Below are 22,698 nucleotides of genomic sequence, written 5' to 3'. Positions count from 1 at the left end.
TCATCTTCGAGGTCTCACCCGCCTCACTCGCCTCCACAGAGGGCACTCACCCGCTGAAACCCCAGCTCACACACCTTACCCTCGAGTACGCAACGGCCCTGAGTGTGCGGCCCCGCGGGCTCGCTCCAGCACGTCCAGCCACTGACGCATCAGGTGGGAGATCTGATGCATGAATCCGCGAATCTCGTGATCCCAGTGCGGGCCCGACATGTGCTCCACGGCGTCCTGCATCTGGTACGAAAGAGACCGATATGCCTCCGCGTAGGTCGAGCCGTTCAGATCGCAGCCCTTCAGCCAATCCAGGAGGTCGTCGAGAATCGCAATCGCGGACATTTCCTGCCGCAGGTCGTCGATCAGGTAATGAACGTTGCGCTTGTGATCGGCAAGCGGAGAGCCGAACCGGATGCCGTGCCCGAGATGCCGCGCACACGCCTGGACGAAGTAGCCGCTAAAAATGTCCGCGTATCGGTCGACCTTCTGCCCTCGATAGTAATAACCCATCCGGGGAAAATAGTAAGCCGGCAGGGTGTCCCGGTGGAGCGCCGTGTTCTGCGAATTGATCGGAGCCCAGGTGCGCGACCCGAGCACCGCCTCCTTACGCCGCAACGCACGAGAGGTCGGCCCGATCGCCATCCTGGTAATGGCATCCACATCGGGATCACCGAGCCACAGCCCCGCATTCACCCGGACGTCGACCGTCGCCACCTGCTCGACCACCTCACAGACGCGCCGATGCTGGTAGGGGAACCCCCGCGGATAAACGGCCAGCGGTGCGATGTCGAGTTGGTCACAAGGGTTCCACCAGCCGCTCGCGGTGTCGATGGTCAGGTATCGTCGAGGACCGGCGGTCACGACGAGATGTTCGGTGAAGAATTCGGGGCCTACGGGGAAGTTGTCGTCGTCGACGCTGATCACCAGATCGGCGTCCCCCATCCAGGAGAGCAGATAGCCGACGTTCCTGCGGTTGTCCGAGTCATAGGGGATCAGGCCGGGCGCACCAAGCCGGTGCAGCAGAGCGTCCTGTTCGGCGATCGTCGGGCTGAGCACGTCGAGCCCTTCACTGAGGTGATCTCAGCAACGCATAAGGGTTGATTGGCGCGACACGGTCGAAGGCGGCGAGTCGGGCGGCAGTGGATACAGGCGTGGAGCCATCGATAGACAGGTTCTTGCGACAGATCCACGTCTTCGAGAGGGCTCCACGTGATTGCCTATCGTGCCATGGTCGACGTCCCGAGGGAACTCGTGCAGCACGTGGCGCGTCTGCTGTACGCGCAGCGCCGGGCCTGCGGCACCCGTCGGGGCGCGCGGGCGTTGACCTGCTTCTACCAGGCCCTGATGGTGCTGGTCTGGTTCCGCAAGGGTGAGGACATGACCCTCCTGGCCGCCGGGTTCGGCATCTCCCGGGCGACCGCCTACCGCTACCGCGACGAGGGCGTCACGGTCCTTGCCGCCCAGGCGAGCGATCTGCACACCGCGCTGCGTCGGGCCGCCGCCGACGGCTGGTCGCACGTGATCCTCGACGGCAAGCTGTTCGACTGCGACCGGGTCACCGAGACGACCCTGTCGGTCAAGGGTGAGGTGATCGACGCCTGGTTCTCCGGAAAGCACCGCGACTTCGGCGCGAACATCCAAGCCGTCATGCGCCCGGACGGGCTGCCAATCTGGACATCGGCGGCGATGCCGGGGCATCTGCACGACACCAGTTGCGCCCGCGACCGGGGCGTCACCGCCGCCCTGAACTGGTCCGCCGCCGAGCTGGGCCTGCCCGCTCTGGCCGACTCCGGCTACGAAGGCGCAGGCCACGGCATCAAGACCCCCGTCAAGCAACCCGCCGACGGCCACCACCTCGCGCCCGACAACCGTGCATACAACAGACTGCTACGCGGCCTGCGTTGGCAGGGAGAACGCGGCTTCGCCATCCTCATCGGACGCTGGAAGACGCTACGCCACACGACCATCAGCCCACGACGAATCGGCGACATCATCGCAGCCGCGCTACACCTGACCCATTTCGAATACAAATACCTACCGCAAGGTTGTTGAGATCACTTCACTACGCGCCCTCTCGCAGACCTCGAGGAATTCCGGCGGTGTCTTCCGGTCGGGGATTACGATGAACCGCACCCGGATGGGACCGTCCTGCCGTACGACAAGGTCACTGTAGGACTTGAAGAAGGCCTCAGCGTCACCAATCGTCGTCATCACCACATCGATGCCGCGTGGCGTATCGGTCGCCGCCATCGGTGAGACCCTCCTTCATGTCATACATCGTAGAATTCTTTGCGCCTGCAAGTGCGTGGCCGTCGGCATATTCCGAAGACCACCGGTGGTGACGCAGACGAGATCGGGCTTGACTTCGGGCGTTCTGGGGCGGTGACGTACAACGGCTCGAGGCCAGGACGCCCCTGCCGGTTTCCGGCATGGGTTTCTGTTGCTCCCGCAGGCGGTAGCGCTCGTGCCAAACAGGACGGGACCGAGGTGCGGCGATCCCAGACCAGCTCTGCCGCGAGCTCACCTCGCGTGAGCCGACCTGGTCTCCCTACAAGGGTGCTGATACCGGCGATGGCTGACAGCCGAGCGCACGGGCTGACATCCGGAAACACCTCACCACCTCCGCCTCATAGCACCCGTCCCCCGGCCGACGTTAGAGGGGGGCAAGGTGTCCGTCACGACACTTGGCCATTTCCTGCCATGCGACCCCACCGGATCGGTCGAAGCAGGTTGACCGGACGGCGGGGTAGCCCGTGTGAACCGGCCACCGGCGTCAAGACGACCCATCTGTCAACGACATTCGAAATTTGACCCTTTAGCGGCGGCCGAAATTTGACCCCCTGGTTGTTCATCGGTCGTCGTCGTTGGTGGCTGCGGGGACGCGGCCGAGGTCGCGGTCTTTGAGGCGGTAGCTGTCTCCTTTCAGGCTGATGACTTCGGCGTGGTGGACGAGGCGGTCGATCATGGCGGCGGCGACGGTGTCGTCGCCGAAGACCTCGCCCCAGCGGCCGAAGGGTTTGTTCGAGGTGACGATGAGGCTGGCGCGTTCGTAGCGGGCGGAGACGAGTTGGAAGAACAGGTTCGCGGCTTCGGGTTCGAACGGGATGTAGCCGACCTCATCGATAATTATCAGTGGGATGCGGCCGAGTTTGGTGATCTCGTCCTGTAGTCGGCCGGCGTTGTGCGCGGTAGCCAGTCGGGCGACCCATTCGGCGGCGGTGGCGAACGCGACGCGGTGGCCGGCTTGGCAGGCACGGATGCCCAGGCCGGTGGCGAGGTGGGTCTTGCCGGTGCCGGGAGGGCCGAGGAACACCACGTTGTCTCGGGCGGCGACGAAGTCGAGGGTGCCCAAGTGGGCGAGGAGGTCGCGTTTCAACGAGCGCTGGTGGTCGAAGTCGAACTCTTCCAGGGCCTTCCGGGCGGGGAAGCGGGCGGCGCGGATGCGGCCCTCACCGCCGTGGGACTCCCGGGCGGCGACCTCACGGTGGAGGCAGGCGGCCAGGAATTCCTCGTGTGTCCAGTTCTCGGTGCGGGCGCGGTCGGCCAGTCGGGTGACGGCGTCACGCAGGGTCGGCGCCTTGAGCGCGCGGGTCAGGTAGGCGATCTCGGCGGTGGTGTCCCGGCTGGTCGGCGTGCCGGTGCGGCCGGGGTGGGTGGTGGTCTTGGTGGGCATCAGGCCATCGCCTGTCGCGTGGCCGGTTCGACGTCGGCGATGGTCCAGACGTGGACCGGGTGGCCGGCGATGGTGCCGTGGGCCTCGATCCACGTGTGCGGGCCGCCGGCGCGGCGCTGCACCGGCGTCGACAACGCGTGGGCGTAGGCGGCCACGACCGCCGCCCGGGCCGCTTCGGTGCCGGTGCGGGCCGGGACCTGGATGTCGATGTCGATGTCGGCCACGGTCACCGACACGCGTTGCGCGCCGACGGCGTCCATCAACGCGGCGGTGGCCAGCAAGGACGCGGCGGCGGTCAGCGCACTCGCCTGCGCCGCCGTGGTGGTGGGGGTCATCAGGCCACCTCCGCCAGGTCGTCGCCGCTGGTGCCGAGGATCCGGTCGTAGTCGGCCAGGTCCCGACACGCGACCTGGGCCGCGGCGCGGCCTCGGGGCCGGTCTTGATACGCCTGCCGCATCACCGCGGCCGCCTTCGTGTGCTCGGGGTCGGTGATGGTCTGCTGCCGGGCCCAGCACCGCTCGTGCTCGCCGACCAGAACACCGGAGCGCAGGACGCGCACGGTGTGCAGATCGGCGGTGACCTCGACCCGGTGCCCCACGGCGTTCGGGTGCACCGAGTAGTCGCAGCTGTCGAGCCGGACGTAGTGGTCACGTCCGAGTCGTACCGTGTGCCGCCAGCCGATCGCCGTGGCCTCGATCGGCGGCAACGCGCCCATCGCGGCCCGGTCCGCGCCGATCCGATCGGCCGGCGCCGCCGCATCGAGTGCCCGCTTCGGCCGGGTGTTGGCCAGGGCGATCCAATCAGCCAACTGGATGTTGAAATCGGCCACGCTGGCGAACCGGCGTCCGGGCAGGAAGGAGGTCTCCAGATAGCCGTTGGCACGCTCGACCAGGCCCTTGGACTCCGGATCCCGCGGGCGCAGGATCCGCACCCTGGTGCCCACCATCCCGCGTAGCACGCTGAACTGCGCGGTGAGTTTGGGCTGCGCGCCACCGTAGCGGCCCACCCCGGACTCGTTGTCCCACACCAACTCCCGCGGCACCCCACCCAGCTGACCCAACACCGCCCACTGCCCCAGGACCAGATCCTCCGCGGACCGCGTCGGGATCGTCGTCGCGCACAACCAGCGGGAATAGCCCGACACCATCACCAGCACCGGCGGGGTGGCCACCTGCCCGAACCCCAACGGAACCGGCGCCGGCGGGAACCACAGATCACACTGCGCCCGCTCGCCAGGCCCGTAGACAGTGCGCGAAGCCGGATCAACCGGCGCATACACCGGCCGCAACTCACGGACCCGTTCCTTGAGCACCGTCAACGACCGCGTCCAACCGATACGCTCCGCGATCACCGTCGCCGGCATGTCCGGAAACTCCTTCAACAACGCCCGGATCCGCGGCTCGGCCGCGTCCACGATCGAGCCCTTCGCCGCCCGCACGTACTTCGGCGGCTGCACCGACCGAACCGCGCTACGGACCGTGTTACGCGACAGCCCGAGCCTGCGTGCGATCGCCTTGATCGGCATCTGCTCGGCCAGGTAGAGCCGGCGGATTTCCGCCCAATCCTCCACTTTGATCACCCTCCATGTCTTAACTCAAGATCACTGAAGGGGGTCAGTTTTGACCCGTCGACACAGGGTCATTTTTCACGCGTCGTCGACACCATCAGACGCGCGGCTGTTCGCCGGCACACAGCACGATCCTCCGCCTTCTCCGGGGGCCGCCTCGTTCTTTGCGCTTGCCACAGCTGACGCGGAACTTCGCCCGCTGACGGCCCATTCAGCACGTCGGCCGGGCCCCAGGAATCCGGCGCACGCGCCGAGGAGCTTCCGACTCATACTACGTGCGCGACGGCCAGGTAAAGCAATGGCATCTTCCTGCCATCGGTTTCCGGCCGGGCGGTTGGCAGGTTACTGCCACCCGACGTCCACAGCACACAACCTTTTCCTAGATTCCTGCCAATGCATTGCGGCGAGGAGCGGGTACATGTCTGGAGCTGATGTCATAGTTACCGGTGCCGGTGGCTTCATCGGCGGTCACCTTGTGCAGGCCCTGATTGCGGAGGGACGAAGAGTCCGCGCGGTCGATCGGAAGCCCCTGTCCGCGTGGCACCAGGTACACGGACGCGCGGATAACATGGTCCGCGACCTGTCGACCCTGGAATCCTGCCAGGAAATCCTGTCCGGCGGGGCGCAGGAGGTGTACAACCTCGCCGCCGACATGGGAGGAATGGGATTCATCGAGTCACACAAGGCGTACTGCATGCTGTCTGTCCTGATCAACACACACATGCTCATGGCCGCCCGCGACAACAAGGCGGAGCGGTTCTTCTTCTCCTCGTCCGCATGTGTCTACCCGGCGGACAAACAACGCGACACCGAGGTCGTCCCCTTGCGCGAGGAGGACGCCTACCCGGCTATGGCCGAGGACGGGTACGGCTGGGAGAAGCTGTTCAGCGAACGAATGACCCGCCATTTCCGGGAAGATTTCGGATTGTCGACCCGGGTGGGTCGCTACCATAACGTCTACGGGCCCAAGGGCTCCTGGTGCGGCGGACGGGAAAAGGTGCCCGCTGCGGCCTGCCGGAAGGTCGCGGTCGCCGCGCTCGCCGGCGGCCAGGAGGTGGAGATCTGGGGCGACGGCAGGCAGATGCGGTCATTCATGCACGTTGACGATTGCGTCACTGGATCCATCGCTCTCACCCGCAGCGACTACGCTGATCCGCTGAACATCGGCAGTTCCGAGGCGGTCAGCATCAACGATCTCTACCGCCTGATTCAGGAAATCGCTGGCACGAGGTTGCGGGTCCGGCACGTCCCGGGCCCTCTCGGCGTCCGGGGCCGCAACAGCGACAACGCCCTGATCCACAAGGAACTCGGGTGGGAGCCGTCCATCAGGCTGGCAGAGGGTCTCGAATCGACTTATCGATGGATCTACGACCAGGTCAAGGCGCAACTCGGCTGACGCCCGGACCACCACACACCTGACAACCTGTTGCGACCTGTGAGGAACGGACATGGCAGACATAGATCACCGATACATGGCTCCCCCGTTCCTGCGGGTCATGGAGCGACGACGCGGCCGGCACGGCGACGAAACGCTGCTCTGGGATCTTCGCGTCGCACAGCCGAACGTCAGCAGCATGGCGATGCCTGCGATTCACTCGGTCGAGCATTTCCTATCGACCCGGCTGCGAGCCAACTCGGACAACATCCTCGCCGTCGCGCCGATGGGATGCCAGACGGGGTTCTACATCGTTACCGTCAACCTGACGGACCGCGAACAGCTTTCCGCCCTCCTTGCGGACGCGCTCGCCGAGGTGCTGACCTCGCGTGAGGTGCCGTTAGCGGACAACGTCAACTGCGGCTGGGCCCTCAACCACAGCCTGACCGGCGCTCAGGAGATCGCCGAATGGCTCCTGAGACACCGGGCGCGATGGCACATCCCGGGCGTTCTCGAGGAGGACGGCCGTGCCTGAGTCCGGTCTGCCCACGGGACTCCGCCCCGAACACTCCGGACCCGATCCCGAGTTGGAGCGGAGCGAGCCGATCGCCAACTGGGTGATGATGGATGATGAACCGCGCTCATACGTCATCAGGCGGACAGCGAACGTGTTCGACACCGCCAATCCCGACCTCGCGGCCGGCGGGCGACTGCCGGGCCGCCGATTCGTCATCGTCGACAGTGGAGTCGAGCGTCATCGACGCGAACTGGATAACTACTTCGCTTTCCACGGCCTGAAGGCCGAGTTCCTCTTCCTGCCCGGCGGTGAGGCGTGCAAGGAGATGGACACCGCGCTGAAAATCATCGACGGGTTCGAGCGCTTCGACCTGGACCGACGGGAAGAGCCGGTGATCGCCATCGGTGGTGGGGCGGTGCTCGATGTGGCTGGCTTCGCCACGAGCATTTACCGTAGGGGGGTTCCGCTGATCAGGGTGCCGACGACTCTGTTGGCATACGTCGACGCCTCCATCGGAATCAAGACCGCGATCAACTTCATGGGTCGCAAGAACCTGGTTGGCACCTTCACTGCCCCGAGCGCGGTCCTGCTGGACCACACGCTCCTGAACTCCCTTCCTCCCGCAGAGGTGGCCAGCGGCCTGGGCGAGATCCTGAAACTAGGTCTCGGGTGCGACGCGCAAATATTCACTTTGCTCGAACAGCAGGTCGACGCCCTGCGCCGCGGAGCGCTCGACACCGACGACGTCCAGGCGCTGCTGCGACGGGCCATCGAAGTGATGCTGAGCGAACTCCGACCGAACCTGCGCGAGGCCAACCTCGCCCGGGCCGTCGACCTCGGTCATACCTTCTCCCAGGCGTTCGAAATGAACGTGACCAGCGGCCCGCTGCGGCACGGTGAGGCGGTCGCCCTGGATCTGAACCTGTCAGCCGTCATCTCGAACCGGCGTGGGCTGTTGTCGTCCGAGCAGCTGGGCAGGTTCCTCCGACTGAGCCGGCGGCTCGGCCTGCCGACGGCGATTCCACCAATCGGCCCAGGAAGACTCTGGGAGTCGGTGCGAGAACGCACTCGTCACCGGGCCGGACGCCAGCGCATTCCGCTACCGCCGAGAATCGGGGAGTGCATCTTCATTGACGACCTCACGCCCGACGAGCTGGCTGCCGCAGCAGACGCCCTGGAATGACACACGTTGCGACGCGAGCAACGGCACATCGGTGTGAGCTACCCCCGCTTTCATGGAGCTTCTTGATCATGGTCTGATGGCCGTGGGGAGGAAGTCGTCCGTGGCAGCACCGAAGAAGTACCCCGACGAGCTACGTCAACGCGCTGTGCGCTTGTATCGCGAGTCGGACCCGAAGCCGGTGATCCGGCGCCTGGCCGAGCAGTTGGGCGTGCATCACGAGGCGTTGCGGAACTGGATCCGGCAGGCCGAGGCCGACGCGGGTGAGCGCATTGATCGGCCCACCAGCGAGATGGCCGAGGAGAACCGCCGGCTGCGCAGGGAAGTCGCCGAGTTGCGGCGGGCGAATGAGATCCTGAAGGCGGCGAGCGCGTATTTCGCGGCGGAGCGGTGCGCCACGTAGCGCTGATTGATCGAGGAGGGTGAGAGACCTTCCCGCCGGGCTGTCGCAGCGGCCCGGTCGAAGCCTGAGGGCAGCCTGACCTGCGCAATGGGGGGGTGGCAAGCGGCCCTGACAAAGGCGGGACGTGCCGGGACTGCCAGACGGTGCGGGTTCGTCGAGGCGAGGCCAGAAGGTGTAACGCGAGTGAACCAGTGTCTGACGCTCCGTAACAGCGAAGTCGGCTCCAATCTGGTGGATACGGGCCGGTGAGCAGCGCACGACCCCGAGGCTTCGGCCGCCGGGGTGGACTCCGAAGCCGTTTAGTTCCGCCACGGTGAAGGCCTGCGGCGTAGCCGTGGCGATGCTGCCGGAGTAGAGCTGGGCATCTCCCTGGCTGATCGATCATTTGGTGAACGTGGGAACCGACCGGCGTCCGCCGGGTTTCCGTCCTTCCAGGGCGGGGCCGGGCAGGTGTGTTGCCGCTGATGGGTGACCGGTTGGGGCGGAGGCCTCGTAGTAGTCGCGGGCGTGACGACCCGCCGCCGGGGTCCGGGAGAGCCGGACACAGGGCGAAGGGGGCCAGCAAGTCAGGCAGGGCGGATGCTGGAATGCCAGGAGGGATGTCGCCGGTGCGCGATCGTCGGGGTGTCGACCGGCACGGCGGGGCGGATCGGGATCGTCGTCAGCGGTGGAAGTAGCAACAGGGTCTCCGGAGCAGGTGCGGGGTATGCGGTGTCGTGGCCCGCCCGTCTGGTCGGGTTAGTGGGGTTTGCGGGCGGTGGTGGACGCGAACTGGTAGCCGCGTACGAGCACGGCGGGGTCGGTCATGAGTTCGGCGAACCGGTCCAGGTCCTGGTGGGACAGGCCTTCGCGGAGGAGCTTGTGGTGCAGTTGGTGGGCGTTGTCGGCGAGCAGGCGGCAGCCCGGGCTGCCGCCGGTCCACGTTTCCGCGATCCATCGGGTTCGTGTCTGCTCGAAGCCGTTGCCGAGGAGGATGCCGGGGGTTTTGTCGCCCCAGTGCAGGTCGACGCCGTGGGCGGAGAGCACGTCGAGGATGGCGTGCGCGACGTGGATGATCAGGTCGGTGTCGGCGCTGCGGGGTGCGTGGGCGGCGACGGGGGCGTAGACGATCTCCCCGAGGACGAGCCATCCGCCGGGCCGCAGCGCGGTGATCATCTGGTTGAGCAGGGCGTGTCTGTTGGGCAGGTGTTCCAGCACGCAGCGGGCGGTGGCCACGTCGATGCTGCCGGGCGTGACCGGGAGAGGCTCGGCGCGCAGGTCGCGTTGGTAGACGTCCAGGACGCCGGTGGGGTCGAGCAGGCGGGTGTCGATGTCGACGGCCATGACCTTCCCGGTCGGACCCACCAGGTCACACAGGCGGCGGGCGATGGATCCGGCTCCGGCACCGACCTCCAGGGCGGCCTGCCCGGCGGCGATCTCCAGGCAGGCCAGCTCGTCGACGGTGATCGGATCGAGGATCTCCTGCAATGGGTGCAGGTGGTCGATGTGGTTGCGGAACTGGTAACGGCTGCTACCGGTGGTCATCGGGAATACTCCTTCGGTCGTAGGCGGCCGGATGTCGCAGGGCAGGGCAATGCGGCCAGGCGAGAGCGGTAGAAGGTGACGGTGGGTTATCGGGGCAGCCCTCGATCGGCATCGGGAAGGCGCCGGAAGACGAACCCGTCAGTGCCCAGGGGCGCTGGTGGGCGATTCGGGCGAGAGCCGGGGCCGTGGGATCGGTCTCGGCGGTGCGGTGGCGGCGATGTCGGCGACGAAGGCGTCGATCTGGCCGCGGGTGATGCCGGGCATGCAGATGATGTGGCTGGTGTCGCCGTCGGTGGCGAGCAGCCACTTCTTGCGTACGGGTTCGGGTGGGGTGGGCAGGACGACGGTGAAGGCGTGGGGGTGCCGCCAGGCGGGCCATCCGGCGGCGGTGAGTTGGTAGACGGTGTAGGCGGCGAGGGTTCGGGCTTCGCTGGCACGCCAGCGGTGTCCTTCGCGTCCGTGGGTGGCGATGGCGTGCCAGAGCAGTGCGGCGGCCAGGCCGCAGCGGGAGCCGGTGATCGTGGTGTCGACGGTGTCGGTGTAGGCGACGTGGCTGCCATGGGTGCGGACGCTGTCGCGGATGAGTGCGACCCCGCACGGGGTCGGCGCGCCGAGGAACTTGTGACCCGATATCGCGATGCTGCCGATGCCGCCGGCGTCGTCGAAGCGCAGCCGGCCGTCGAGGGCGAGCGGGATACCGGACAGGGCGGCGTCGATGTGCAGGTGCCCGGCAACGCCGTGTTCGTTGAGGACACCTTGGATGCGGGTGCTGTCGTCCACCGCCTCGGTGAGGGTGGTGCCGGCGGTGGCCACCACGATGGCGGGCCACCGCCGACGCTTGCGGACCTGCCCGGCCAGATGCGCGTAGTCCATCTCCCCGTCCGGACGGGCGCCGATGAGCACACCGCGCGCCCCGAGGATCTTCACCGCCTTGGGGATCGAGTAGTGCGCGGCGGTCGAGTAGTAGATCCGTGCGGTCGGATGGCGGCGGTGGGCGGCGTGCAGGGCGGACAGGTTGCCCTCGGTGCCGCCGGTGGTGACGTAGCCCCACCTGTCGTCGGCGGGCATGGCCAGGATGTCGGCGACCCAGGCGATGACGGCACGCTCCAGGGCCCGCGTGTGAGTACCCGCGCCCGGATCCTGCGGGTCGCCGATGTTGTTCCACAACCGTCCGCCGAGGCGGGCCATGACCTCGGTCTGGTCGACGTCCACGGCCCCGGGGAAGCCGATGCTCGTCGCCGCCGCGGCGTCGGCCTCGCGCGTCAGGTGGTCGAGGACGGCGGTGACGTCGATCGGCGCCTGGTTGAGATCCGCGGCATCGGCGAGGCTGAGGGCCGGAGTCTGGGTCGGGGTCGGGGTCGGGGTCGGGGTCACGCTGGTCGTCCGGCGAGCAGGTGGGTGGCGAGGATGGTGTTCAGTGCGATGAGCCGCCGCCACACCGCCCGGGTTTCGTCGTCGCCCTGCTCGGTCAGGTTGGCGTAGGGGTTGTGGTAGGTGATGCGTTCCGGGTCGAGGGGCTTGTTGCAGCGGATCCCGGTGTCGCCCAGGCGGGCGTCGGGGTCGCGGTCGATGTGCAGGGCGGTGCCGTCGACCATCACCGCGTAGCACTGGCCCTTCAGGTGGAAGGCCGACATGTAGCGGCCGTCGACAGCCGCTTCGCGTAGCGTCGCGGCGACCTCGTACCAGCGGCCGCGATCGGAGTCGAGGATGCTGACACCGACACCGACGTAGGTGGCGCCGGCTGGCAGGGTCATATCCCCGCCGTTGACCATCGAGCCCCGGGGTCCGAGAGGGCTCCAGGCACGCCCGAGAGCGGCGATGTTGTCCGCCGCGACGTCCGTCAGGTCGCCGAGCAGCCTGGGTAGGTCGTCGGAGTCCGGTGACTGCGGCCAAGTACGAGTGGCGGTGTACAGCTTGTAGCCGTGCGGCTCGGCCGGAGCGTCGCAGGTGAAGAACAGCATCACGGCGTGTGGGCTGACCGCGTCGCGCCGGCCGAACGCCTGGTCGGCCGCGATCAGGTGGCTGATGTTGGCCCGCTTGCACCGATACGCGATCTGCATCCGCAGATCAGCCTGACGGCGCACCCTCGCCGACGGCCCGTCATCGACATGCCTGGCCCCACCCGGGGCCAGGGGCGGACTCGCACTCGGGGGCAGAGGCGGGGGAACAGCCGCGGCTGGGGGCCGCTGGTGCTCGACAGGAACCCGGGCAGCTCCGTACGCCGGCGGTGGTACGTAAGCCGAAGGCGTCTGCCGGACAGCGGGTGACACCGCCGACGGGTTGGTCGGCCGCCAGGCGGGGTCCAGGGGATCGACACCGTAGTGCCCGCCAGGTGAGGGCATGGCAGCACGCGCTCTGGTCATCGCTCCCGCCTCAGATCGAAATGCTCATCGCGTCGGGCACGGCATGGGTTGCCGGGGTGCCACGGCCGATACCCGCGTAGACCTCAGGCCGCGACCGCCGCAGACTCGCCGCCCACACCCCACCGATGACAGCCGTCGCCGCGAGGATCACGGGCAGCAGGAACGGATACCGCGTACCCGGCGCCGCACCGAGCAGCGAACCGACGTTGCCGACCATCAGGGCCAGCACCACCAGCCCGCCGAGGACCCCCAGCACGGGCGCGAGCCGCCACTCCCACACCCCCGGCCGGAGCCCGCGCACGCTGGCCGGCGCCCGCAGCGCGGCCACCGACGCGGCCAGCAGCAGAGACAACAGCCCCATCGCACCCAACGTCGACAGCCACGTGAACACCACCGACATCGGGTCAGCGCCGACGAGCGCGAACCCGCCCACCACCACCGTGGCGACACCGGTCTGCGTCAGCGACCCGCCGCGCGGCGCGCGCACCCGGATGCCGCCGCTGGCCCGCGCCAGCCGGGCGGGCAGGACACCTTCGCGGGCCATCGCGAATACATACCGCGCGATCACCGCGTGGAACGCCAGCATGCAGGTGACCGCGGCGGCGGCCAGCATCAGCTCACCGAGAACGCTCCACCCGGCGCCGAGACGGTCCAGAAGCGAGAACGGCAACCCTCCCACTGGATCCGCAGCCACCCCGGCAACGGACCGCGGACCGACCGCCACCCCCATCGCCCACGCCGCGACCGCATACACCCCGCCCAGCATGAGCAGGCCGCCGACCGTGGCCCCGCTGACCGACCTGCGGTCGATGGCCTCCTCGACGAACGAACCCACCCCGTCGACGCCCATGAACGCCGCCACACAGAAGGCAACCGCGCCGCCAAGGCCACCGACCGCCAGCCCCGAGGCGTCGAAACCCTCCCAGGACAACCCACCGTCCGCCGGCTGCCCGACACCGGCCACCACGAACGCCGCCACGATCAGCAGCGACACCACCAGCACCACGACCAGAACCCGGGTGGCCAACGCGATCGCCCGCACACCCAACACCCCGACCACCGCCAGAGCGAGGCCCGCCCACACCCACCAACTGCCGCCGAGATGCGCGGCGACCGTCGCCCCGAACAGCCCGTACAAGCTGATCTGAATCGCGTTGTAGGCCACCAGGGCGACCAGGCCGGCGGCGACACCCCAACCACGACCCAGACCCCTCGCCAGAATGCCGTAGTAGGCCGCCGGATGCCCGACCTGACGCGCCATCGCCGCGTACCCGGTCGCCAACAGCGCCACCACCCCCGCCACCAGCAGGAACATCAACGGCAGCGCCACCACCTCCGTGGTCGCGTAGACCCCGACGATGCCACCGGCCAGCACCACCATCGGCGCCGACGCCGCCGCCCCGAACACCCACAACCCGAACGGCGTCAACGTCCGCCGCGCCAAACCCACCTGCTGCACACGCGTCGACCTCACCGCCACTCCCCCACCCTCGGAGAGTCCGGGCACGACACCATCCGACAGCCGTCCACCGGATGCCGGTTCACGTCGACGGCATTGGCGGCCACCAGATACACGGCCGCCGGCCGCATCGGACCGGTGCGCCAGTAGCCCTGGTCACGGTCGAGCCGACGCTGCGCGATCGCGGCGTCGGGCGTGAACCCGAACAGGTCATGAGCACCGCTCGACCACTCCCGCCGAACCGCGTACCCCCACGCGTAGGCGTCCGACGTCACGCCTCCCGCGTCCATGACGGCGGCACCAGCACGCGCGACGGTCAACTCCGCCGGCGACCACCGTCCGGCATTGAGACATCGCGGTGGAGACGCGGTGAGAAAACGCGTAGTCAGAGTCAGCATGAAGGGTTACCTCCTTGATAGCAGGGTGTCGGAGCGAGTACGGGCTCCTATACGCCGCAGACACCCAGCAAAGCCGACACCGCAAACGCGCGGCAGGGTGACCGCACAGGACGGGCGAGACTCTGGGGGACAAGGAGTGACGGGGGGTGACGCACTGCTTGCGTCAGCGCCCGCCGTAAGACATGTTGATGTCGGCAGTACATGTCGACCGAGCACCAAGTGAGGATTCCTATGCGACCACTGCGGCAGGTCCGCCAAGAACGGGGGTGGTCAAGGGCGCGTCTTGCGCATGAACTCGAACGGCGGGCTGAAGGTCTCCATACGCTCGCCAAACGGGTGAGTTTGGTGCGAATGATTTCCGCTTGGGAAAGCGGCGAACGTGACCCATCCGAACCATATCGGTCACTCCTGTGCGCAGCGTACCGTCGTAGCGCCGAGGAGCTGGGGCTAGGGGGCGAGGTCAACCGTTACCGGTCGGACATCGGCTTGACCTACAGCCCCTCCTTACACGAAACTGTCCTGACACTCCGCGGTCTGGCACACCTTGACGAAATAAAACACACCGCGGTCACCCACGGGAAATACATGCCCGAGGCGCTCAATTCCGCTTGTCTTGACTGGCTGTTCGGAGACGCCGTCAACGATCTCCCTCAACTTGAGATCAAGTCAGTAACGTCGCATGATGTGGACGAGATACGAGCAATGACACGTGCGTTCGATGGGCTTGACCGGAGTTTCGGCGGAGAGCATTGCCGAATGCTTGCGGTCCGATACCTTCAGGACCGCGCAATCCCCATGCTTAGGGCACCGAAACCTGCCAGGATCGAACGGGAAATGTTCGACGTCGCAGCCATCCTCTGTGAACTCATCGGGTGGATGGCATACGACACGTCTCGGCATTCACTTGCGCAGCGCTACTTCACTCAAGCGCTGCGCCTTGCTGAGGCGGCAGGCAATCGCGCCTATGCCGCCTACGTCATCGCAAGCATGGCAGACCAAGCCCTATACCTTGCACGCCCTGGTCAAGCACTCCGACTTGCTCAAGTCGCCGGAAACATCAGCAATCGGGTGGGCGTGCCGGTCGTGACCACCGAAGCTCTCATGCTCGAAGCGCGTGCCCATGCCGTCCAAGGCGATGCGCAGGCATGCAGGGCAGCCCTCGAGAGGGCTGAGAGGAGCTTCCATCGAGGAAGACCGGAGATCGCACCGGAGTGGGCCAGCCACTGGGATGACAAGCTCTTCGCTAGCCATGTCGGCACCTGCTGGCTTGAACTGGGCGAACTGAACGCAGCGCGCACTTTCATGGGAACCGCCTGGGACAGGGAGGAGAAGCAGGGGCGCCGCTACGTCTATGCCGCCTCCCAACTGGCTCATGTAGCGCTGCTTCAGGGCGAGATCGAAGAAGCTGCCAGCCTCGCCACAACAGCAGTCCAGTCGGCTCGAGGGCTCACGTCTCATCGATCGAAAAGTCATCTCACTGCACTGCGAAAGCAACTGCTTCCGCATGCGCAGGTCGCTTATGTGCGGGAATTCGAGCAGAAGACCCAGGCCCTAGAAGGAAGGCGAAGTAGCTTACTGCAGTAAGCTACGCACTGTGACGTTCGATGATGATCTCTGCGCCGAGGGCGCGCCAGAGCCCGAGTTCAACCCAGGCATTGCCGAACGGATTCCCAAGAAGCGGGTCGCTGGAGGGGCATTGATCCGCGACCACGCTGAGCGAATCCTGTTCGTGACCCCTGGATACAAGCCATTTCTTGAGATTCCAGGTGGAGTAGCCGAGTCGAACGAGTCGCCTCTTGCCGCCTGCCGCAGAGAGGTTCGGGAGGAGATAGGGCTAGATCTCGCAATCAGCAAGCTTCTGGTAGTCGACTGGATGCCAGCGCACGGAGTCTGGACCGACGGCGTGATGTTTATTTTTGACGGCGGGCAGCTCAACGAAAGCCAGTCGGCCACACTCAAGATCGAAGACCCCGAACTCACTGGATTTCGCTTTCTCACACTTGAAGAATCGACCCCCTTCCTGCGCCCATCAATGGTCCGGAGGATTGCTTCAGCCTTGGCCGCCCTGAATGACGGAAGCCCTCGGTACGCAGAGTTCGGACGCACCTAACGGAAAACTCAGGACGGGGTCAGCCTCGTCGCATGAACTTAATTCACTGCAAAGCGCCTCAGCGATTGCCGGCCACGCTTGGGCGCTGGAGCCAGATTCCTGCTGACGCCGCTGTCATGCGCAGGCGCACGGTGTGGTCGCGATCTCCTGGCCCAGGAGCAGCTGACGCTGGCCTCAGCCGCAGCCCCGCTGGGACAGGTTGCAACAACCTAATAGGCCAGACCAATAGGGCGAAGCGGGATGTGAGTCCGGCAGCCCTTGACCCGAAGGATTCCGATGACACTGCAGGTCGACGACGCCATCACCTTGCGCCGGGCCATGGTGGCCACGCTGCGCGACGAGGGTCTGATCACCACCGACAGCGTCGCTGCGGCTATGAACGCGGTGCCCCGCCACGACTTCGCACCCGGTGAACCGCTGGAGAAGGTCTATCAGACCAGCACCACCCTGGTTCCGAAGCTCGACGCTCGGGGACGGCAGACCAGCGTGGTCTCGGCCTCGCACATTCAGGCCATTCAGCTCGAACAGGCCGAGGTGCGGCCGGGCATGAACGTGCTGGAGATCGGCTCAGGCGGATACAACGCCGCCCTGATCGCGGAGATTGTCGGGCCGACCGGCTCGGTGACGACCGTGGACATCGATGCCGACATCGTTGACCGTGCCCGCGCGGGCCTGCGCCGGGCCGGCTACGAGCAGGTCAACGTCGTGCTCGCCGACGCCGAGCACGGCGTGGCGCAGCACGCGCCGTACGACCGGATCATCGTCACGGTCGGGGCGTGGGATATCCCGCCCGCCTGGCTCGACCAGCTCACCCCAGACGGCCGGATCGTCGTGCCGCTGCGTTTCGCCGGGATAACCCGGCTCATCGCCTTCGATCGCGCCCCTGACGATCCGGTGCTGACGGCCAGCAACTACCGGCTCGGCTCGTTCGTGCCGATGCAGGGCGACGGCGCCGCCGACGAGCAACTGATCCCCATCACCCCCGACGTCGGACTGCGCCTCGATCAGAACAGCCCTCTCACCTTCGATGTGCCGGCGCTCCGCAGGGCGCTCAACACCACGCCGGCGGAGAGCTGGTCGGGCACGCCGTTCGACATGCCCGACGAGCTGGAGCTGTTCCTGCTGACCAACGGGCCGGAACTGCCCATGCTGCACGCCGCGCAGGCTGCCGTCGATCAGAGCGTGGTGAACCGCACGGTGCGTATCGGCACCCCGGCGTTGGTGCGTGGCGGCACGTTCGCCTATCGGATCAAGCGGGAGAACCCGCAGATGGTCAGCGGCTTCGAGACCGGTGTCATCGCCCACGGACCGGAGGCTGAGCAGGTCGGTAGCGAGCTGCTCGACATGATCCGTGCTTGGGCGGGCGGCTATTACCGGCGCGGCGCTGCCCACATCGCCTACCGCCCGAACACGGCCGACACCAGCGGCTTGACCGGGTGGCACACCACCAAGCGACACGGCGTTCTCGCTGTCGCCTGGCTCTAGAAGCTTCGGCGCTGACCTCGGCGGCCCACGCCGGGGAAGTGCCGGGGAAGCCCTATCACCCGAAACAGGGAGGTTGTCATGACCCAGCTCGCCACGGTCCAGCCCGACATCGTCGAAGGCGGCACCCTGGACGACTTCGATCTCGACATCGAGTTCATCGAGGCCGGCGGCACCGTCGAGCACATCATCAAGATGACCCAGGACAACTGCGGCACCACCTGTGAGTCAGCCTGCACCAGCTGCTGAGCAGTCGCATCCGCTGGTGGCTCGTGCTCATGACCAGGCCGGTCCAGGTGGGCAGGCACTGAGAACGAGCCATCGAAATCGGGTCAGGAGTGTCCGGCCTGGGAGACATGCTCTCGAGGTCGGGCACTCCTCACCCGCAGACAGATGATCACGCCGTGGGGAGGCTGGGTGTGTATCGCAGCGTGAACGACGCCTTGATGCTCCGGGCGGCCGTACTTCGCCCCGGCCAGCTCGGCGCATGGCCTGACCTGACCAGCAGCGACGCGGCGGCCAGTTGGCGGCCGTGGCTTGCCGAGACGTTGACCATTGCGGGATTCGGAGCGGCCTTGGCCCACGCGTCACCGGAACTCGCCGAACGAGCCACCACCGCCGTCAGCGGGAGCGTGTCGCAAGTCGACGCCCGCCGGGTGGTGCTCGCGATCATGCGTTACCTGCTGCGGGCCTCCACCCGTGCCACACCGTACGGGTTGTTCGCGGGCATTGCCCCCGTCACCACGAGCCGCACCGGCAGCATCCGCTGGGGAAGCGCTCACCGGCCTTTCGCCCGCCTCCAGGCGCCCTGGCTGGCCACCGTTCTGGATGGCCTGGAATCCGACGCGCGGCTCCGCCCTCATTTGATGGTTCGCGCGAACAACCTGCTGGTGGAGCGGGCTGGGAAGGTGGTGCTGGAGTATCGCGCCGCCACGAGCGATCCCCGAGGTGCGCCCACGCATCTGCGTATCAAGGCCAGCGACATGATCCGCGTGGCTCTGGCGCTGGCGGCTGAACCGATCCGGTGGGCCGACCTCACCGGCAAGCTGACGGCCAAATGTGGGGCACCTGCGGAGGGCGCTGAGCGGCTGACGGGCCAGATGGTGTCGCAGCGGTTGCTGCTGACGAACCTGCGACCGCCGTCAACCGAGACCGACCCCCTGACGCATCTCGTGGATCAGTTGGAGACCGCCGCAGCCGAAGGCGGCGACGTGGGCGAGCTACTTGCTCCGCTACGTCGCGTTCGTGACCTCAAGGCCCGACACGACGGCGCGCCGGACGAGGCCACAGCTGACGCCCGACGCCGGGACCTCGGCGCGGCCACCGCCTTGGCCCACCCCGGGCACGCGGTCGGGGTCGATCTGCGGCTGGACTGCGACCTCGTGGTGCCGACGACGGTAACGGTCGAGGCATGCCGCGCCGCTGCTGCGCTGACCCGCCTCGCCCGGCCGACATCGGCGGGGTGGCGGGACTGGCACGTGCGTTTCTTGAACAGGTACGGCCTGCATGCCCTCGTTCCGCTCCTCGATGCGATCGATGCTCAGGTGGGCCTGGGCTACCCGGATGGCTTTACCGGCGAGCCAGCCAATGATTTGGCCGTCTTGACCGACAGGGATCGGGGGTTGCTCGCCTTGGCGCAACGCGCCGCTCTACGCCGTGAACACGAGGTCGTCCTCGACGACACCCTGCTGGAGAGACTGGCCGGTGCCGCGCCGACCGAGATCCCGCCGACCGCCGAGCTCACCGTGCGCGTACACGCCGACTCCCTCCAAGCCATTGCGGACGGGGACTTTCAGCTGTCGGTCGTACGGGCGTCGGCGCAGGCATTCTCGACCGCGGGCCGGTTCCTGGACCTGCTCGGCGAGACTGAGCGGCGCCGGTTCGCGTCGTGTGCCACCGACAGCTCACCAGCCAGCGGTGGGGCGTTGCTGGCCCAGCTGTCTGCGGTCACTCGCTACACCATCAGCTTGGATGTCAACCGTGCCTCCCAGGTGCTGCCGCACCTGATCCCTGTCGGCGAGTACCACGCGCCGTCACAGGCCGCGATCGGCTTGGACGACATCGCGATCACGGCAGACGCGCACCGCCTGTACCTGGTGTCGATCTCCCGTCAGCGGGCGCTGCAGCCGGTCGCGGTCAACGCGGTCGAGCCGGTACGGCACGCCCACCCGCTTGCCCGTTTCCTGGCCGAAGCGCCCGTGGCGCTCGCTACTCCGTGCTCACCAGTCGAGTGGGGGCCAGCGGCCAAAGGTTTGCCCTTCCTGCCCGCGCTGCGGTACGGACGGACCCTCCTGAGCCCCGCGCGGTGGCACCTGACCGCCGCCGAACTGCCCGACCGGAAAGCCTCCTGGCAGCACTGGAACCAAGCGCTTGCCGCCTGGCTGGAGGCCACCGGCTGCCCCACCGCCGTCTCGCTCGGTACCGGCGACCAGACCATCGGCGTCGACCTGGACAAACCCGCCCACCGGGCGCTGCTACGCGACCATTTGACCCGCAACCCCACCGCCCTGCTGCGCGTCATTGCCGAAGGCGACGGCTGGATCGGCGGGCATCCGCACGAGATCGTCATCCCGTTGACCGCCACCACCCCGAGACCACCAGCACCCCGCCTCGGCAGCCCTCCGGTCGATGTCCGTACTCACGGCAGCCTGCCTGGCAGCGACCACCACTACCTGAAGATCTACGCCCGGCCGGAGGAACAGACGACCATCCTGAGCGCCCATCTGCCCAGGCTTCTGTCCCAGCGCCCGGAAGTGGGCAGGTGGTGGTTCCTTCGTCACGCCGACCCCGAGCCGCACGTGCGGCTTCGGATCAGCGGCCTGCGCATCGACGCCATCAGCGGCTGGACGCGGGAGCTGACCGACGCCGACCTGACCCGGCGAGTCCAGTGGGACACCGACTTCGCGGAGCCCGGCCGCTTCGGCAGCCTGGCCGCGTACCGGGCGACGACCGCCGTGTTCGCCGCAGACTCCGCAGCCGCGCTCGCCCAACTGGCCGTCACCCAGCGACGTCCCGCCCTCGGCTGGCAGGCATTGACCGCCGCGAGCATGGTCGACCTCGTCACGGCGGTCATCGGCGACCCGCACGATGCCCTGCGATGGCTGGTAGCCCGTACCCGCACGCACCGGCCGGCACCTCCACGAGCCGTCTACGACCAGGCTATCCGCCTGGCCAACCCGTACGACCCCACGGCCGTGGCGTCCCTGCCCGACGGCGAGAACCTGATGAACCGGTGGGCCGAACGACGCCGCACCGTGGCCGCTTGGCGCGACAGCCTGCCCGCCGTCAGCACCGTCCCGCCGGCCGAGCTGCTGCCCGACCTGCTGCACCTGCACCACGTCCGCGTCGCCGGACTCGACCTCGACAGCGAACGAGCCTGCCTCCACCTCGCCCGCGCCGCCGCGCTGAGCTGGACGACAAGGAGCACCCCATGACACCCCCGGCCATCACTAGCTCCTTGGACCTGCTCGCGGCGGTCTGCGCCAGACTCGCCAGCCCCTCCATCGTCGGCCCGTCACTCGACGGGCGGACCCGACCACAATCGCTGGCCGGAGGCGCGGTGGGCATCGCCCTCCTGCACATCGAGCGAGCCGTCTCCGGACACGGCGACGAAGCCACCGCCCACCGCTGGATACGCGCCGCAGGTAGCGAGCCGGTCAGCATCGGCCGCAACTCCGACCCCTTCCATGGCGCCCCCGCGCTGGCGTTCATGCTGCACACCGCCCGCCCCCTCGGCGGCTACCGCCGCGCCTTCGCCAGCCTCAACGACGCCACGATCACCCTCACGCGCCAACGGCTGGCCGCCGCCCATGCCCGCATCGACCGCCGTGAACCACTGACCATGTACGAGTTCGACCTGGTCCACGGTCTGACCGGGCTCGGCCTCTACCACCTACACGCCCACCCCGACCACCCGCTCAGCCAGGACCTGGTCGGCTACCTCGCCCGCATCACCGAACCCCTCAGCGGCACCACCGCCCAACCGCCGTGGTGGCTGCCCTCCGGGCTCGGCGGAACACCCCACCCCGACTTCCCCCACGGCCACGGCAACATCGGCACCGCCCACGGCATCAGCGCGGTCATCGCCCTGCTCGCCTACGCCATCCTCCACGGCCACGACACTCCCGCAGCCCGCGACGCTCTCGCCGACCTGTGCGACTGGACCGACCACCACCGCCAAGAGGACCCGGCTGCAATCTGGTGGCCCGGCTACGTCGCCCCCGACACCACCCCACGGCGACACCGACCCTCCTGGTGCTACGGCACCCCAGGCATCGCCCGCGCCCAGCAACTCGCCGGCATCGCCCAACGCGACACCACCCGCCAGCAACAGGCGGAGAACGCGATGCTCGCCGCACTACGCGACACCACCCAGCGCGACCGACTCCCCGAGATCGGCCTCTGCCACGGCAAAGCCGGACTCCTCCAATCCGCCTGCCGCATGGCCGCCATCAGCACCGGCCCACACCGCTCGGCCCAGCTCACCGCTCAGCTACCTGGCCTTGCCGCAGAGCTCTCCAGCCAGCTCGCCGCCGACATCCACGGCGACCCCGAGTTGATGAACGGCACCGCCGGAGCCGCGCTCGCCCTCCACACCGCCGTCATCGGCGCCCCGGCCACCGGCTGGGACGCCTTCCTCGCCCTCGCCTGAACGAG

Annotated in this window: 21 protein-coding genes; 11 read left to right on the top strand and 10 right to left on the bottom strand. The window is 67.7% G+C overall.

Annotated features, from left to right (window positions below; genetic code table 11):
- Positions 1-75: 75 nt before the first annotated feature.
- Positions 76-1,047, bottom strand: coding sequence for a hypothetical protein (locus GA0074694_RS10675; RefSeq protein ID WP_091456332.1), 972 nt, complete (start codon positions 1,045-1,047; stop codon positions 76-78).
- Positions 1,048-1,200: 153 nt separating this feature from the next.
- On the opposite strand from GA0074694_RS10675, the gene GA0074694_RS10670 reads away from it, so the two are divergent.
- A complete protein-coding gene (locus tag GA0074694_RS10670; RefSeq protein ID WP_091456330.1) occupies positions 1,201-2,043 on the top strand; it encodes a transposase family protein in 843 nt (280 codons plus the stop codon).
- Here the strand turns inward: GA0074694_RS10670 and GA0074694_RS10665 are convergent.
- The 4 genes from GA0074694_RS10665 to istA form a co-directional block, all read right to left on the bottom strand.
- On the bottom strand, positions 2,026-2,241 hold the full coding sequence (locus GA0074694_RS10665) for a hypothetical protein (RefSeq protein ID WP_091456327.1): 216 nt from the start codon (positions 2,239-2,241) through the stop codon (positions 2,026-2,028). The genes GA0074694_RS10670 and GA0074694_RS10665 overlap by 18 nt on opposite strands.
- Before the next feature lie 598 nt (positions 2,242-2,839).
- Positions 2,840-3,664, bottom strand: a complete 825-nt coding sequence (istB, locus tag GA0074694_RS10660) for an IS21-like element helper ATPase IstB (RefSeq protein WP_091456176.1) — start codon at positions 3,662-3,664, stop codon at positions 2,840-2,842.
- Entirely contained in the window at positions 3,664-3,999 is a 336-nt protein-coding gene (locus GA0074694_RS10655; protein WP_091453986.1) for a hypothetical protein, read from the bottom strand. Before GA0074694_RS10655 ends, istB begins: the two co-directional genes overlap by 1 nt.
- On the bottom strand, positions 3,999-5,243 hold the full coding sequence (gene istA / locus GA0074694_RS10650; RefSeq protein ID WP_091456172.1) for an IS21 family transposase: 1,245 nt from the start codon (positions 5,241-5,243) through the stop codon (positions 3,999-4,001). The genes GA0074694_RS10655 and istA overlap by 1 nt, the downstream gene beginning before the upstream one ends.
- Before the next feature lie 406 nt (positions 5,244-5,649).
- On the opposite strand from istA, the gene GA0074694_RS10645 reads away from it, so the two are divergent.
- Genes GA0074694_RS10645 through GA0074694_RS10630 form a run of 4 tightly spaced genes read left to right on the top strand, consistent with a single transcriptional unit; the run spans position 5,650 to position 8,706 of the window.
- On the top strand, positions 5,650-6,627 hold the full coding sequence (locus GA0074694_RS10645) for an NAD-dependent epimerase/dehydratase family protein (RefSeq protein ID WP_091456320.1): 978 nt from the start codon (positions 5,650-5,652) through the stop codon (positions 6,625-6,627).
- Between the two features lie 52 nt (positions 6,628-6,679).
- A complete protein-coding gene (locus GA0074694_RS10640; protein ID WP_091456317.1) occupies positions 6,680-7,141 on the top strand; it encodes an S-ribosylhomocysteine lyase in 462 nt (153 codons plus the stop codon).
- Entirely contained in the window at positions 7,134-8,306 is a 1,173-nt protein-coding gene (locus GA0074694_RS10635) for a sedoheptulose 7-phosphate cyclase (protein ID WP_091456311.1), read from the top strand. Before GA0074694_RS10640 ends, GA0074694_RS10635 begins: the two co-directional genes overlap by 8 nt.
- A gap of 52 nt (positions 8,307-8,358) precedes the next feature.
- Complete coding sequence (locus GA0074694_RS10630; protein WP_091456304.1) at positions 8,359-8,706, top strand: transposase; 348 nt, start codon at positions 8,359-8,361, stop codon at positions 8,704-8,706.
- Positions 8,707-9,444: 738 nt separating this feature from the next.
- On the opposite strand, the gene GA0074694_RS10625 is transcribed toward GA0074694_RS10630, so the two are convergent.
- The 5 genes from GA0074694_RS10625 to GA0074694_RS10605 form a co-directional block, all read right to left on the bottom strand.
- On the bottom strand, positions 9,445-10,230 hold the full coding sequence (locus GA0074694_RS10625) for a methyltransferase domain-containing protein (protein WP_091456300.1): 786 nt from the start codon (positions 10,228-10,230) through the stop codon (positions 9,445-9,447).
- 138 nt (positions 10,231-10,368) lie between these two features.
- A complete protein-coding gene (locus GA0074694_RS10620; protein ID WP_091456296.1) occupies positions 10,369-11,604 on the bottom strand; it encodes a histidine decarboxylase in 1,236 nt (411 codons plus the stop codon).
- Positions 11,601-12,290 (bottom strand): hypothetical protein, encoded by a 690-nt coding sequence (locus GA0074694_RS10615; protein ID WP_245714638.1) that lies wholly within the window; start codon positions 12,288-12,290, stop codon positions 11,601-11,603. Before GA0074694_RS10615 ends, GA0074694_RS10620 begins: the two co-directional genes overlap by 4 nt.
- Positions 12,291-12,603: 313 nt before the next feature.
- On the bottom strand, positions 12,604-14,067 hold the full coding sequence (locus tag GA0074694_RS10610; protein ID WP_245714637.1) for an APC family permease: 1,464 nt from the start codon (positions 14,065-14,067) through the stop codon (positions 12,604-12,606).
- Entirely contained in the window at positions 14,064-14,342 is a 279-nt protein-coding gene (locus GA0074694_RS10605; RefSeq protein WP_141714037.1) for a hypothetical protein, read from the bottom strand. Before GA0074694_RS10605 ends, GA0074694_RS10610 begins: the two co-directional genes overlap by 4 nt.
- 309 nt (positions 14,343-14,651) lie before the next feature.
- Here GA0074694_RS10605 and GA0074694_RS30830 point away from each other — a divergent pair, with 309 nt between their 5' ends.
- The 6 genes from GA0074694_RS30830 (at position 14,652) to GA0074694_RS10575 (ending at position 22,693) form a co-directional block, all read left to right on the top strand.
- The gene (locus GA0074694_RS30830) at positions 14,652-16,034 is read left to right on the top strand and encodes a helix-turn-helix transcriptional regulator (RefSeq protein ID WP_483819079.1); all 1,383 of its coding nucleotides are present in this window, start codon (positions 14,652-14,654) and stop codon (positions 16,032-16,034) included.
- Positions 16,035-16,044: 10 nt separating this feature from the next.
- The gene (locus GA0074694_RS10595; RefSeq protein WP_091456282.1) at positions 16,045-16,560 is read left to right on the top strand and encodes an NUDIX domain-containing protein; all 516 of its coding nucleotides are present in this window, start codon (positions 16,045-16,047) and stop codon (positions 16,558-16,560) included.
- A 276-nt stretch (positions 16,561-16,836) separates the two neighbouring features.
- Positions 16,837-18,045 carry a methyltransferase, FxLD system gene (gene fxlM, locus GA0074694_RS10590; RefSeq protein ID WP_091456279.1) on the top strand — a complete coding sequence of 403 codons (1,209 nt, stop codon included), beginning with the start codon at positions 16,837-16,839 and terminating at the stop codon, positions 18,043-18,045.
- A gap of 78 nt (positions 18,046-18,123) precedes the next feature.
- Positions 18,124-18,291 carry an FxLD family lanthipeptide gene (locus GA0074694_RS10585; protein ID WP_091456276.1) on the top strand — a complete coding sequence of 56 codons (168 nt, stop codon included), beginning with the start codon at positions 18,124-18,126 and terminating at the stop codon, positions 18,289-18,291.
- Positions 18,292-18,461: 170 nt separating this feature from the next.
- Positions 18,462-21,476 carry a lantibiotic dehydratase gene (locus GA0074694_RS10580; protein WP_176737849.1) on the top strand — a complete coding sequence of 1,005 codons (3,015 nt, stop codon included), beginning with the start codon at positions 18,462-18,464 and terminating at the stop codon, positions 21,474-21,476.
- Positions 21,473-22,693: a lanthionine synthetase C family protein gene (locus GA0074694_RS10575; protein ID WP_091456270.1), complete on the top strand. Its 1,221-nt coding sequence runs from the start codon at positions 21,473-21,475 to the stop codon at positions 22,691-22,693. Before GA0074694_RS10580 ends, GA0074694_RS10575 begins: the two co-directional genes overlap by 4 nt.
- The last annotated feature ends 5 nt before the right edge of the window (positions 22,694-22,698 follow it).

The organism is Micromonospora inyonensis (assembly GCF_900091415.1).
Taxonomy (GTDB): Bacteria; Actinomycetota; Actinomycetes; order Mycobacteriales; family Micromonosporaceae; genus Micromonospora; species Micromonospora inyonensis.
The sequence above is the reverse complement of the archived record's forward strand: the minus strand, read 5'-3'. Positions and strand labels throughout refer to the sequence as shown.

What these genes read in the sequence shown, in the direction of transcription:
- GA0074694_RS10605 (WP_141714037.1), bottom strand. Translation starts at nt 14,342, where the DNA reads ATGGACGCGGGAGGCGTGACGTCGGACGCCTACGCGTGGGGGTACGCG.
- istB (WP_091456176.1), bottom strand. Translation starts at nt 3,664, where the DNA reads ATGCCCACCAAGACCACCACCCACCCCGGCCGCACCGGCACGCCGACC.
- GA0074694_RS10665 (WP_091456327.1), bottom strand. Translation starts at nt 2,241, where the DNA reads ATGGCGGCGACCGATACGCCACGCGGCATCGATGTGGTGATGACGACG.
- fxlM (WP_091456279.1), top strand. Translation starts at nt 16,837, where the DNA reads ATGACACTGCAGGTCGACGACGCCATCACCTTGCGCCGGGCCATGGTG.
- GA0074694_RS10640 (WP_091456317.1), top strand. Translation starts at nt 6,680, where the DNA reads ATGGCAGACATAGATCACCGATACATGGCTCCCCCGTTCCTGCGGGTC.
- GA0074694_RS10615 (WP_245714638.1), bottom strand. Translation starts at nt 12,290, where the DNA reads ATGCAGATCGCGTATCGGTGCAAGCGGGCCAACATCAGCCACCTGATC.
- GA0074694_RS10585 (WP_091456276.1), top strand. Translation starts at nt 18,124, where the DNA reads ATGACCCAGCTCGCCACGGTCCAGCCCGACATCGTCGAAGGCGGCACC.
- GA0074694_RS10575 (WP_091456270.1), top strand. Translation starts at nt 21,473, where the DNA reads ATGACACCCCCGGCCATCACTAGCTCCTTGGACCTGCTCGCGGCGGTC.
- GA0074694_RS10630 (WP_091456304.1), top strand. Translation starts at nt 8,359, where the DNA reads ATGGAGCTTCTTGATCATGGTCTGATGGCCGTGGGGAGGAAGTCGTCC.
- GA0074694_RS10655 (WP_091453986.1), bottom strand. Translation starts at nt 3,999, where the DNA reads ATGACCCCCACCACCACGGCGGCGCAGGCGAGTGCGCTGACCGCCGCC.
- GA0074694_RS10625 (WP_091456300.1), bottom strand. Translation starts at nt 10,230, where the DNA reads ATGACCACCGGTAGCAGCCGTTACCAGTTCCGCAACCACATCGACCAC.
- GA0074694_RS10645 (WP_091456320.1), top strand. Translation starts at nt 5,650, where the DNA reads ATGTCTGGAGCTGATGTCATAGTTACCGGTGCCGGTGGCTTCATCGGC.
- GA0074694_RS30830 (WP_483819079.1), top strand. Translation starts at nt 14,652, where the DNA reads ATGTCGACCGAGCACCAAGTGAGGATTCCTATGCGACCACTGCGGCAG.